At 58.1% G+C, this 13,256-nt stretch carries 10 protein-coding genes; all 10 read left to right on the top strand.

The window, feature by feature from the left end; genetic code table 11:
• The first annotated feature begins 71 nt into the window (after positions 1-71).
• The 10 genes from ABD903_RS03795 to ABD903_RS03750 all read left to right on the top strand — a co-directional run bounded on the left by ABD903_RS03795 (position 72) and on the right by ABD903_RS03750 (position 13,245).
• A complete protein-coding gene (locus ABD903_RS03795) occupies positions 72-1,166 on the top strand; it encodes a COX15/CtaA family protein (protein ID WP_345221545.1) in 1,095 nt (364 codons plus the stop codon).
• 51 nt (positions 1,167-1,217) lie between these two features.
• Positions 1,218-2,081: a heme o synthase gene (gene cyoE, locus ABD903_RS03790; protein ID WP_345221543.1), complete on the top strand. Its 864-nt coding sequence runs from the start codon at positions 1,218-1,220 to the stop codon at positions 2,079-2,081.
• A 67-nt stretch (positions 2,082-2,148) separates the two neighbouring features.
• Complete coding sequence (locus tag ABD903_RS03785; protein ID WP_345221542.1) at positions 2,149-2,736, top strand: cytochrome c oxidase subunit 3; 588 nt, start codon at positions 2,149-2,151, stop codon at positions 2,734-2,736.
• 44 nt (positions 2,737-2,780) lie between these two features.
• Entirely contained in the window at positions 2,781-3,527 is a 747-nt protein-coding gene (locus tag ABD903_RS03780) for a cytochrome c oxidase subunit 3 (RefSeq protein WP_345223078.1), read from the top strand.
• An 88-nt stretch (positions 3,528-3,615) separates the two neighbouring features.
• Positions 3,616-3,966 (top strand): cytochrome C oxidase subunit IV family protein, encoded by a 351-nt coding sequence (locus ABD903_RS03775; protein WP_345221540.1) that lies wholly within the window; start codon positions 3,616-3,618, stop codon positions 3,964-3,966.
• Positions 3,967-3,969: 3 nt separating this feature from the next.
• Entirely contained in the window at positions 3,970-4,644 is a 675-nt protein-coding gene (locus ABD903_RS03770; protein WP_345221538.1) for an SCO family protein, read from the top strand.
• Positions 4,631-5,188 carry a DUF420 domain-containing protein gene (locus ABD903_RS03765; protein WP_345221536.1) on the top strand — a complete coding sequence of 186 codons (558 nt, stop codon included), beginning with the start codon at positions 4,631-4,633 and terminating at the stop codon, positions 5,186-5,188. Before ABD903_RS03770 ends, ABD903_RS03765 begins: the two co-directional genes overlap by 14 nt.
• Before the next feature lie 46 nt (positions 5,189-5,234).
• A complete protein-coding gene (locus ABD903_RS03760; protein WP_345221534.1) occupies positions 5,235-5,498 on the top strand; it encodes a hypothetical protein in 264 nt (87 codons plus the stop codon).
• Positions 5,499-5,649: 151 nt separating this feature from the next.
• Positions 5,650-9,354, top strand: a complete 3,705-nt coding sequence (locus ABD903_RS03755) for a sensor histidine kinase (RefSeq protein ID WP_345221533.1) — start codon at positions 5,650-5,652, stop codon at positions 9,352-9,354.
• Positions 9,355-9,453: 99 nt separating this feature from the next.
• The gene (locus ABD903_RS03750) at positions 9,454-13,245 is read left to right on the top strand and encodes a hypothetical protein (RefSeq protein WP_345221531.1); all 3,792 of its coding nucleotides are present in this window, start codon (positions 9,454-9,456) and stop codon (positions 13,243-13,245) included.
• The last annotated feature ends 11 nt before the right edge of the window (positions 13,246-13,256 follow it).

Raw genomic sequence — 13,256 nt, 5'->3', positions numbered from 1 at the left:
GCAGTGGGTTTCCCTTTCTTTTTGCTGCCTGTTCTGTACACATTTAACAGGCTTTGTTGTTCTACTTTCAGATGAAACAACCTGCTTTTGTTGGCCGTTTCCGCTTCACGGCCACGCTAACGATTGTAGCGGTTTACCTGCTCATTTTGGTGGGAGGTATCGTGCGCAGCACGGGCTCCGGCATGGGCTGTCCCGACTGGCCAAAGTGTTTCGGGCAGTGGGTTCCGCCTACTGAAGCCAGTCAGTTGCCGGCTGACTACAAGGAGGTGTATACGGCGCAACGGGTAGCTAAAAACCAGCGCGTAGCCGTGACCTTGCAAAAGCTGGGCTTCACGCAGGTAGCACGCGAACTGTTTGCGCACCCAACTCAATACATTGAAACCGACTTTAACGCTACTAAAACCTGGATTGAGTACCTCAATCGGGTTCTGGGCGCGCTTATCGGAGTTTTTATTTTCGCGACCGTAGTTACGTCGTGGCCTTTCTTGAAACGCGACCCAGTGGTGTTTTGGGCGACTTTCCTCAGCTTCATTACGGTGGGCATTCAAGGATGGCTAGGCTCGCTGGTAGTTTCTACCAACTTGTTGCCCGAGCTGGTGACCATTCATATGGCACTGGCTTTGGTACTCGTGGCGCTGCTGATATGGGCTTTGGTACGCACCGATAAGGACGCAGTGGGAGAGGGTGCCTCGCAGCGTTCTATGCAGCCCAGCCAAGTAAGACTAAGCGGCTTACTGGCAGTATTGGCGGTACTCTCCTTCGGTCAGATCATTCTCGGTACCCAGGTTAGAGAACAAATCGATGTGGTGGCTTTCGGGATGAATTACCTGAACCGCGAACAATGGATTGCGGAACTGGGTAACTCGTTTAAGGTACATCGCACCTTTTCGGCGCTGTTATTAATTGGTAATGCCTACGCTTGTTATCAGCTGTTCAAAACCAATAACCCCATGCTACAGCAATTGGCAGGTGCTACCATGCTGGTAATTGGTTTGGAAATACTGGCGGGCATTACATTGGCTTACTGGGCCATGCCGGCTGCTGTTCAGCCAATCCATTTAACCCTTGGCACGCTGCTATTCGGCGTTCAGTTTCTCGCACTTATTCGCTTTCGGCGAGTAGCGAAAACCGCACAATCGACTCCGTATCCAACTGTTGTTGCGTAACTTTGCGGCCCGTTTTGGAGCCTAAGCATCGGCTCGTTTGTTTGATAATTGATGACCAAAGTCAGGGCTTATTTTCAGCTGCTTAAATTCCGTTTGTCGCTCACGGTAGCTTTTTCGGCCGCCATTGGCTTTATGCTCGGGCAACGGGAGTTCAGCTGGACGATGCATTGGACCGGGGCATTGCTGGTCATGTTGGGAGGTATGCTCGTGACGGGTTCGGCCAATACCATCAATCAAATTTACGAGAAGGACCTCGATAAGCTGATGAAGCGTACGGCCAAACGCCCTATGCCCCAGGGGGTGCTGTCGGTGCCGGAGGCGTGGACTTTTGTAGCAGTGTCCGGTATAGCCGGACTGGTGCTGCTCGGGTGGTACTTTAACCCGCTCACAGCAGCATTGGCGTTGCTCTCGCTCGTACTCTACGGATTCATTTACACGCCGCTCAAAACCATTTCTCCCATCTGCGTGGCTGTGGGGGCCATTCCCGGGGCTTTGCCGCCCATGATCGGGTGGGTGGCCGCTACGGGCGTACTGAGTGTGGAGGCTTGGATACTGTTTGGTATCCAGTTTATGTGGCAGTTTCCGCACTTCTGGGCCATTGCGTGGGTTTTAGATGAGGACTACCGCAAGGCAGGCTTCCGGATGCTCCCGACGCCCGGAGGCCGCGATTTACGCACGGCATTCCAGATCATGACGTATACGCTGCTGCTGATTCCGTTGAGCTTATTGCCCATGCAATTCGGCATGACGGGCAAAACCTCAGCCCTAATAGCAGTAGTGTGCGGCGTGCTGTTTTTGATGCAAACGCTTTACCTAATGCGCACCTGCACCAAAAAGGCCGCCATGAGCATCATGTTCGGTTCCTTCCTGTACCTGCCCATTGTGCAGATAGCCTTGGTTTTTGACAAAATATAGTAATCGGTGCCAGCCGCGGAGGGAAGCAGCGGCAATGGGCAACGACTAACCGAAAACGCATACCGCCATGCACTCCTCTGAAACGCTTACCAACAAGCAGCCAGGTTCGGGTATTCACCCTTTGCGCTTCTTGATGTGGCTGATGATTGTCAGCATTATTATGATGTTTGCCGCCTTCACCAGCGCCTACGTGGTGCGCCGTGGCGAAGGTAACTGGCTGGACTACGCACTGCCCACGGGCTTGCTCGTGAATACGGTGCTGATTGTGGCCAGCAGTGCCAGCATGCAGTGGGCATGGTTTGAGGCACGTCGTGACGAACTCAAGCGGCTCCAGATTGGCCTGTTTCTGACGGTGGCACTGGGCGGAGCCTTTCTCGTAGGGCAGTGGAACGTGTGGGGCGAACTGGTACGCAACAAGATTTTCTTTGGTGGCGTTGATGCTAATCCGTCGGGTTCGTTCCTGTACGTATTGACGGGCGTACACGCCTTTCACTTAGTTACTGGCCTGATTTTCCTGCTGATAGTGTTTCTGATGAGCCTCCGCTTTCAGGTGCATTCCCGCAAGATGATGACCATGACCAACGCCGCAATCTACTGGCACTTCCTCGGCGCGCTTTGGTTGTACCTGTATTTGTTCCTACTTTTGAACCACTAGTTTCGTCTTTTTTCACGCTCATTATGGCCATTCCACACGCGGCAATGCAAACTGCGGCCACGGCTGAGGCACCGCGCAGCGGTACTTGGGACGGCGGCAACGAACCCTTCAAAGCTAGCTATGGCAAGCTGATGATGTGGTTCTTCTTGCTGTCGGATGCTTTCACATTCGCGGCATTTCTGACCACCTACGGCATGGTGCGCCACCGCCACCTTGCCTACGTCGGCGAAGCCAAGGATTTCGTCTTCTCCACGGCCTACTGGCCCATTCCGGAGAAGGTGTTTAATGCCTTCCCCGGCCTGCACGGCGTAGATATCCCGTTGGCTTTCGTGGCCCTGATGACGATGATTCTTATCTTCTCATCGGTGACCATGGTGCTGGCAGTTGAGGCCGGCCACCGCATGGACAAGAACGATGTGCAAAAGTGGTTGCTGTGGACCATCCTGTTCGGCGCAATGTTCCTGGGTTGTCAGGCGTGGGAATGGACTCACTTCATCACTGGTAGCGACAATGGCCTGAAAATGGCCGATGGCAGCACGGTGTTTGGTGCGAATCTCACGGTGAATGAATACGGTCCGGTGCTATTCGCCGACTTGTTCTTCTTTATTACCGGTTTCCACGGAACGCACGTATTCTCGGGTGTCTGCCTGCTGGTCTGGTCGTTTATAGCTACCGTTAACGGTACCTTTCACAAGCGTGGCCACTACGAGATGGTGGAGAAGATTGGACTGTACTGGCACTTCGTAGACTTGGTGTGGGTATTTGTTTTCACCTTCTTCTACCTCATCTGATTAGTGCACGGGGAGGAAAAAGCGGTAGCCCTGCTCCGTTTCTCGCAACTTCTGCTACCTCCCCAACGGCCTATTTACTTTTCTGCTCATGGCTCATCACGCTCCTGAAACCGACTACAACGCCCACGGCGAAGCTGTTCACGGAAAGCCCAACGTCAAGCCTATTTTGAAGGCACTGCTTTGGATTGTTGGCATTACCGCCTTCGAATTCGTGCTGGCTTTTGCTATGGATGCCGGCACCCTCCGGAACAGCATCTTCATCATCCTGACCATCTTCAAAGCCTTCTTTATCGTAGCCGAGTTTATGCACTTGCGCCACGAAACGAAAGGCCTGATTTGGACCATTATGGTGCCAATGGCACTGTTGATCTGGCTACTCGTTGCCCTGATTTCTGAGGGCAGCTTTGTAGGCGAGTCAGTCTTTAACGCCTATAAATAGCCGATGCGGCCCAAGCAGGTTCTCATTCTGGGCCTTATTCTGCTCGTACCGGTTCTGGCTTTTGTTTTTCTAAGCCTGTTCGGTGCTAACCGTTTCGCGCTGCGCACTTACTATCCCAGCCACGTGGATTCCACGCAGGTAGGAGGTAAGTGGCAGCGCGATACTGTTTTTCACAAGGTCAGTCCCGTACGCTTCCTTACCCAATCGGGGCGCCGCTTAGCGCCCGCCGATTTAAAGGGCAGCGTGTACGTGGCCAGCTTTTTCTTCGCAACGTGCCCGCAGGTATGTCCGCGGCTGAACACGCAATTGCAGCGGGTACAGGAGAAATACCGGGCCGAACCGCGCGTGAAGCTGGTATCATATTCCGTCGATCCGCAGCACGATTCGGTGGCAGTACTGGCCCGCTACGCCGAGCAATACGGGGCTATTTCAGGTAAGTGGTTTTTTCTAACGGGCCCACAGGATAGCATTAGGCGGGTGGCACTCGAGGATTACCGTGTAACGGAACCCGGACCGGCAACCATTAGCCAGGGTCCCGGTTTGGTACATAGCCAGCGGCTGGTGCTCGTCGACCGCGAGGGGCACGTACGAGGCCTGTACGACGGCCTGAACCCGCGCGAAGTAGATCGGCTCATCACCGAAATCCGCGTTTTGCTTTACACCTATGACAACCAATAACTCTGGCGTTGCCGCGCCAGCTACGCCACAAGCTTACAAAATAGGAATGCTGGCTTTGGGCCTCATCATTCCGGTGGTAGTGGCCATCTTGTACTACTTTCCGCAGGTGTTCCGCGTGGCGGGCCTCGATGTGAGCTACCTGCCGGCGGTAAACGCCGTTCTTAACTCGCTCACGGCCGTTTTACTCGTCCTCGGGTATGTATTCATTCGGCAGAAAAAGGTAGCCCAGCACCGCGCCATGATGGGTTCGGCCTTTCTGCTGGGAGCTGTGTTTTTGGTGTCGTATGTTGTTTACCACTCGCAGGCTGTAACCACGCGTTTCGGTGGCGAAGGCCTGATTCGGACGGTTTACTACTTCATTTTGATAACGCACATTGTGCTGGCTGCCCTGACTGTGGGGCTGGTGTTGTTCACGCTGTACTTTGCGCTAACCAACCAGTTTGCCAAACACCGTCGTATTGCCCGCTGGACCTTTCCTATCTGGCTGTATGTATCGGTAACCGGGGTAATCGTGTACCTCATGATTTCGCCTTATTACCAGTAAGAAACCGCAAGGGAAACTTAACCTACGCGTAGGTGTTCTTTTAAGTATGAAGAAGACGTTTGCTGCCGTATTGCTGGGCGTTTTAGCCCTTGTGCTGAGCCTCGTACCGCTCGAGGCGGCGGCTCAGTGCGCCATGTGCAAAACCAACGTGGAGTCGGGCCGCACGAGTGAAGAAAAGGCCTACGATTTTTCGGGCCTGAACTCGGGCATTCTGTACCTGATGGCCGTGCCGTATGTGCTCATCGGGTCGGTAGGGTATTTCTGGTACCGCCATAACAAGCAGCAGAAGCGTCAGGCACTAACGCGCTAACCTGTGAGGTCGAGGGGCCTGTAGCACGCCTTTCGCTTTCTGAATTGCCCTTATATTGCTTAATGCCGCCTGATGGCGGCATTTTTGCTGTCAGCCCCTTACACTGCGCCGGTGGAGCAGTTTCATGTATACCTAGCCGCTGGTTTCTCTGGTGAAAGCACCCCGTTCCTCGTACACTTTGCTGATTGCGGCCCTGCTGTGCTTTGCGGCGGCTTACGTGAGCAACCGTTACGCGGCCGGGGCTGAAATACTGCAGCGCTCCGACGTATCCTGGCTGCAGCGGCAGCTAACGGCCGCCGAACACGATGCCCGCCGCGACGCCGATACCCTGGCCCTGCGCCTGCGCCGCGGGCGGGTGGGTTTTGAAGAGTTGCAGGCGTGTGCGTATCCCACCTTCGTGTTTCGGGGCGAGCAGTTGCTGTATTGGTCGGACCACACCATGTGGCCCGACCCCGACAACGTAGCGCAACGGTTTCGCGAAAAGCTGGTGGAAATGCGGTTTGGCTCCTATCTGGCCCTGCGCCAGCCGGTTGGGCCCTACGTTATCCTCACCTACATTCCGCTGGAACGCCGCTACGGAATAAGTAACCGCTACCTGCGCGAAGGATCTGAGCGGGCCTTGTTTCGAGGACTGAGCATACGCCCCATTACGTCGTCCAGTCGGCCGCTCGATCTGCCCCTTTTGCGAACCGCAAACGGGACTGAACTCTTCTACCTCGATAACCTGCAGCCCGATACAGTTGCTGGCAAGTACCTGCCGCTGGCCTTGGTTTTGCTGGGCCTGGCGCTGTCGGTGGCGGGGTGGCTGCGGCTGGCACGCCGGAAATTTGCCGAGGGCCGTCCCTTGCTGGGGGCCTTGGCCGTGGTGCTGCCGCTAACCATCTTTCGGGCCGTGCTGCTGTATTTCGGCCTGCCGTTCTCGTTCATTGAGCTGCCGCTGTTCGACCCACGGGTGTTTGCGGCTTCCTGGGCTTCGCCGTCGCTAGGCGACTTGCTCATTAACGCGGTGTACTTGTTTACTCTGGCGTGGTATGCATTGCTGCTGTTCCGCCGGTACGGGGTGGTACGCTATGTCCGGCGAATGTCGCAGCCGAACGCCTGGCTGCTGGCTGGAAGTGGCGCTGTGTTGGGTTTTTATTGCTTGCTGCTGCTGCTCTATGCTTTTTACCTGAGTTGCGTGAGCAACTCGCAGCTGATACTTGACATTACCCAAAACACGCAGTTTTCGGGTTTCAAAGTGCTGCTGTGTTTCGCCATTGTGTTGCACACGGGTAGTTTCATGATCGGGTTCTGGCTGCTGGCGCAGGTGTTCGACGCGGCCGTACGGCCCCGAACCCGTTTGCTGGGAGCCATATTGCTTTCCGTGTTCGGTGTGATATTCACTGCCGTAGGCCTGATAAACGACCAAGCGACGGTAGGCTTTCTGGGGCTTACGCTGCTATTCTTCCTAGTCATCCGAATCACGGGCCTGCGGCCGGTGAGTACCGTATTGCCCTACCAGCTGTACCTGTTTTGCTTTTTGCTGCTGGGGCTGAGCGCGGCCTCAGGAGCCATTGCCCTCTACGAGCACTTCGACCACCAACTGCTGCTTAACAAGCAACGCTTAGCGGGTAATTTGCTCGTCGATAACGACCTACAGGGAGAGTATTTGCTGGCTACCCAAACCCGCAACATTGCCGCCGATCCACTGATTCGAACCAAGCTGGGCAGCCCGTTCGATAACCAGGACGTAGTTCGGCAGAAAATAGTGAAGTACTACATGCGCGACTACTTCGACAAGTACGAAGCCCGCGCTACCCTTTACGACGCCACCGGTCGCGAAATGGGCGCCGAGGCCTCAGCACCACGGTTGGCGCAGGTGCGCGCCCGGCTGCTGCGTCAGGCTTCGTCTACCGACCTGCCCAATATTTATCTGCTACGCTCGGGAGGCTCGTTTAACACGCGCCGCTATGCCGCTTTTGTGCCCGTGCGCACTGTGAGCGGCACTACCTCCACGGTTTTGCTTGAGTTGTCGTTGAAAAAACTTACTGCCAACAGTGTAGTTCCTGAGCTGTTGGTCGACCAGAAGTATTTCCAGCCGGGCGTAGGCGCCGAGCTAAGCTACGCCGGCTACGAAAACAAACGCCTGGTATACAGTGAGGGTGACTTCGACTACGTGAATGGCTTTGATGCCAGTCTGTTTGCAGATCCGCGCTTGTATGGCTCGGGCGTAGAGCTAAACGGGGTTCATCACCTGGGCGTGCGAGGCCAGCAGCAGCGCATCGTGGTGGTGTCTTCGGTGCGGTACGCGCTGGTGGAATGGCTGGCCAACTTCTCGTTTTGGTTTCTGCTGCACGTAGCGGGGCTGTTGCTGGCCGGTGTCCTGTACTTGCTTTTTGCCCGCGGGCCACGCCTGGCGGTGCTGCGCACCAATTTTAGCACCAAAATTCAGCTGTTCCTGAACATCGGTATTGTGGTGCCGCTGCTGGTGGTGAGTTTGGCCACGGCCAGCTTGTTTACCGATACCTACAAGCGCGACCTGCGCCGCAGCTACGAGCGGCGCGGGCAACTGGCCCAGCAGAATCTGTTGAAAAACACTGGCTTTCTAGCCGATTCCACCAAGCACGACCGCCTGACCGAGCTGGCCGAAAACGTATCGACGCTTACCGAAACCGACCTGAACCTGTACGATGCCCAAGGGCAGCTGCTGGTGAGCAGCCAACCGCTGATTTTTGAAGCGGGTTTGCTCAGCAACCTCATGAACCCGCAGGCCGTGGTGGCGCTGGCCGAGCGCGGGCAGCCGCGCATTCTGCTCACCGAACGTGCCGGCACGCTTTCGTTCAACTCCTTGTACCTGCCGTTGCGGGCCGAATCGGCGTCGCCGGGTGGGGGCGCGGTAATTGGCTACGTGGGCATTCCATTCTTCGATTCGGCCAAGGAACTGAACACCAAGCTTACGGAGCTAACAACCACCATCCTGAACATCTTCACCGTGATGTTCATCCTGTTTCTGGTGCTGTCTTTCCTGGCCTCGCGCTACCTCACGCGGCCGCTCAAGCTTATTACCGAAAAGCTGCGGCACACCACGCTCACGGGCCAGAACGAGCCGCTGGGCTACGAGTCGAACGACGAAATTGGGCTGCTGGTGCGCGAGTACAACACCATGCTTCACAAGCTGGAAGACAGCAAGCGGGAGCTGGCTATGCAGGAAAAAGAGGCCGCCTGGCGCGAAATGGCCCGGCAGGTAGCCCACGAAATCAAGAACCCGCTTACACCCATGAAGCTCAGCCTGCAGTTTTTGCAGCGGGCCCTCAGCGAGAAGCGCGACAACCTGGAAGACCTCATCGGCCGCATTGCCCAAACGCTCATCACCCAAATTGATGTGCTGACGGACATTGCCACTTCCTTTTCCAACTTCACCAATCTGCCCGCCATGCGGCCCGAAAAGCTGGCGGTGGCCGATGTGCTGCGCCGTTGCGTAGCCCTGCACCAACACGTGCGCCTGGAGCTGCCCGAAGAAGCGGAACACCTCATTGTGTACGCCGACGAAAACCTGCTGGTGCGCACCTTCAATAACCTGCTCATAAATGCCCTGCAAGCCGTGCCCGCCGGCCGCAAGCCTTCGGTGGTGGCTCGCATTGAGATGCCCAAGCCCGATCAGGTACGAATTTGCATTGAGGACAACGGCGCTGGCATGAGCGAGGAAGTGCGCGAAATGGTGTTCCGGCCCAACTTTACCACCAAGGAAAAAGGCTCGGGCATTGGCTTGGCCGTGGCGCGGCGCGGTATTGAAAGTGCGGGCGGTAAAATCTGGTTTGACACCGAAGAAAACGTGGGCACTACCTTTTGCATTGAGTTGCCGCTGGCGCCGCAGTAAGCGCCGGAATTCCGTTTTCGGTCACGGACTTTTCCGGCCGTATGCGACGTTAGCCTGCCGTACGTTACTTCGCCGAAGCTCTTCCGCAAGGCTCGTTCTATGCCGCACCCCTTACGCACTTTGGTTCGCTCCCTGCTGCTGCTGGTATTGCTGGCGGCGGGTGCGCGAACCTGGGCGCAGGTACGGCCGTCGGCGGTACCCTCGTCGCGGCGGTGCGTGTGGGTGCATGTACCGGCCGGGCGCGACACTACTGAATTTTCCCTGCCCGACACGCTTACTGTGGTGCCGTCGTCGGTGGCGGTAAACGGCCGCTCGGTGGCGTACGATGCCCGTACCGATCGTTACCGCATTCTGTGGCCCGGCAGCCGGGTGCCCGCGCCCGAAGCCGGCCAGCCCGATATACGCGTGGTTACCAACCGGCCCGACTCGGTGCTGGTGTGCTACCGGGTGCTGCCCCTGCAGCTGTCGGCACCGCTGGCGCGGCGGCCGCGCAGCGCCATGGACTCGTTGGGCTTCATCGGCAAACCCGATTTCCTGCTCGGCGACTTCACCCAAAGGGAGCAGATTTTATCGACGCCGGGCATCAACAAAACCGGCAACCTCACGCGCGGCATTTCCTTCGGCAATGCCCAGAACGTGTTCGTGAATTCGGCCCTTAACCTGCAGCTCGAAGGCAAGCTGACCGAAAACATCAGCCTGACGGCCAACATTTCGGACCAGAACGTGCCTTTTCAGCCCGAAGGCAATACCCAGCAGCTGCAGGAGTTCGACCGCATTTTTATTACCCTGGCGCACCCCAACTGGACGCTGACGGCCGGCGACGTGGTGCTGCGCAACAAACCCGATTATTTCCTGCGCTTCTACAAAAACGTGCAGGGCGCGGCCGTGGAAGTAAACACCGGCGGGCAACCCGGCCTGGGCACCGCCAGCTCCACCGCCATTACGCCGGGCGGGCTGCAGGTGCCGCCGTTGTCGCCGGAGCAGGGCGGCAGCTCGCAGGTAGCGGTTACGCAACCGTCGGGCGAGGCTACGGGGGCGACGAATGGGCTGGGAGCGGGGCTGTCGGGGTTCCGGCCGTTGCGCAGCAGCACGACGGTGGCGGCGGGCGTGGCCAAGGGCAAGTTTGCCAGCCTCATTGTGCCGCCCATCGAGAATGTGCAGGGACCGTACCGGTTGCGCGGGCCGAACGGCGAGCAGTTCATCATTGTGCTGGCCAACTCCGAGCGCGTGTACCTCGACGGCCGCCTGCTGGTGCGCGGTTTCGATAACGACTACATCGTGGACTATAACACGGCCGAAGTCACGTTTTCGCCCCAGCACTTAATCACCATCAACTCGCGCATTCGCATTGATTTCGAGTATTCTGATTTCAATTACTCCCGCTCGCTGTACCACCTGAGCCATTACCAGGAAGCCGGCCGCCTGCAAGTGCACGCCAACTACTACCGCGAAGCCGACAACCCCGACAACTCGCCCAACCTCAACCTCAATGAAAATGACCGGCAGGTGCTGCGCGATTCGCCCGCCAACGCCAGCCTTGTGGCCGTGCCCGGCGCCGACTCTACCGATTTCGACCGCCGTCAGGTGCAATACAACCGCGTGCTGTACGTGGACCCCATAACCCTGGAGCGTTCCTACATTTTTGTGTACACCACCGATTCCCTGCGCGGGGTGTACAACGCCCGCTTTACTGATGTGGGCCAGGGCAACGGCGACTACGTGCTCAGCCTCGAAAACCAGAACGCCAACGGCCGGGTGTACCGGTACGTGGCCCCGGTGAATGGTGTGCGCCAAGGTCGTTTTCGGGTAGAGCGGCAGTTGCCTACTCCTCTGGAAAAGCAGTTGATTACCATGGGCGCCAGCTACCGCGTCGATTCCACGGCCTCGGTGTTCGTAGACTTCGGCGCGTCGCAGCTCGACCTAAACCGGTTTTCGCCGCAGGCCGACAAGGGCCAGTCGTTTCGGGTGGGCTACGTAATTCACGACCGCCCCATTGGGCGCGCCAGCCGCTACCGCCTGCGCAAGGGCCAGCCGGGCTACGCGCGTCGGTTCGGTGGGAGCAGCGGGCTAGGCGCGTACCGGCTTCGCTCGGCCCTCGATTACGAGTACACCAGCCAGCAGTTCGCACCCATCGACCGGTACCGCGACATTGAGTTTGAGCGCAACTGGAGCACCAACAGCACCGCCCAGGCCAACGCTGTCAACCGCGTGGGCCGCGAAGACAACATTCTGAACTTCGCCGTGGGCGCTTATAAAGACGTCGACAACAATTTTGGCTACCGGGTAAGCCGGCGTTACCGGGCCGGCGAGGTAAGCGGCCTGCAGCACTGGCTGGACGGCGCCCAGAAAATTGGCGACGTGGAGCTGCGTGGCTCGTTATTTCTGCTGGGCTCCGACGTGGGCAACAAACGCTCGACCTGGGCCCGGGGCGAAACCGCCGTGCGCTACAACCGCGGCCGCATAGTGCCCGGCTACGCCTACCGCTTCGATAAAAACCGGGTGCAGCTGCCCACTGGCGACTCCATTGCCTCGGCCAATTACTTCGACGAGCACGCCGTGTTTGTACAGAGTCAGGACACGGCCCGCACCAAGTTTCGCCTCGATTACACCTACCGCCGCGACCAAGCGCCCACGCCCGAGCTGGACGCCCTGCGCCTGCGCGGCCGCGCCCAAACCTGGCAAGGCACGCTCAGCAGCCGCATCGGCCGTAACCAGGACATAAACATACTGGCTGCGTACCGCGACCTGGTAGCGCGCGACAGTGCGCGCCAAAACACCGTGCTGGGGCAGCTGGGCTGGAACGCCGCGCTGCTGAAAAACCAGGTGCGCTCGGAGCTGACGTACAGCGTAGCCACCGGCCGCGAGCTGCGTCGCGACTATTCGTTTCTTCCCATTCCCAACGGCCAGGGCACCCACTACTTTCAGGATACCGACGGCGACGGCGTGCAGGAGAAGGACGAGTTTTTCGAGGCCCAGACGCCCGATGCCGTTTTTCGTACCCACATCAAGGTGTTTCTGCCCACCGACGACTACATCACTGCCTTCACCAACCGCTTCGGCTACCGCCTTACCACGGCTGCGCCGCGCGGCTGGCGCGAGGGCGGCGGCTGGAAAAGCGCCGTGGCCCGCTTCAGTACCCTGAGCACCGTAACCCTGGACCGCCGCACCACCGACCGCGGCCTGAGCGCCCGTCTGAACCCTTTCGCCTACCAAACCAACGAAGCCACGCTGCTTTCCCTGAACAAGCTGCTGCGCAATACCGTGTACTTCAACCGCTCGAATCCCGTTTTTGGGGCCGAAGCCACGGTGCAGCAAAGCCAGCAGAAGTCCTTGCTTTCCACCGGCACCGACACGCGCAACCTTGCCAGCCAGAGCCTGCTGCTGCGCCGCAACCTTAATCAGTCGTTCACCAGCCGACTCACGGGTACGCGCAGCATTCGGGAAAGCGAGAGTACTTACTTGCCGAGCCGCAACTTCCGCATCGAGCAGTACGAGTGGGCGCCCGAGCTCAGCTACCAGCCCGGCAGCACCTTCCGCTTCACCGGCACCTATTTACGCACCACCCGCGAAAACACCGCCGCCACCGACGTTAATCGCACCCGCGGCACCTTCGACGAGCTGGGCGTGGAAGCCCGCGTAAGCCAACTCAGCAAACGCACCCTGGCGGCCGGTACCCGCTTCACCCGGGTAAGCTTCCGGGGCGAGCCGGGCTCATTGGTGGGCCTGGAAATCCTGAACGCGCTGCGCCCCGGCAACAACCTCACCTGGAACCTGAACCTGGAGCAGCGCCTCAGCAACGGCCTGAACCTGAACCTAAGCTACGACGGCCGCAAAGCCAACGGCCTGCAAACGGTGCACACCGGCCGCATGCAGGTGGCGGTGCTGTTTTAACCCAAACGAAG

The organism is Hymenobacter koreensis, assembly GCF_039541855.1.
GTDB lineage: Bacteria > Bacteroidota > Bacteroidia > Cytophagales > Hymenobacteraceae > Solirubrum > Solirubrum koreensis.
The sequence above is the reverse complement of the archived record's forward strand: the minus strand, read 5'-3'. Positions and strand labels throughout refer to the sequence as shown.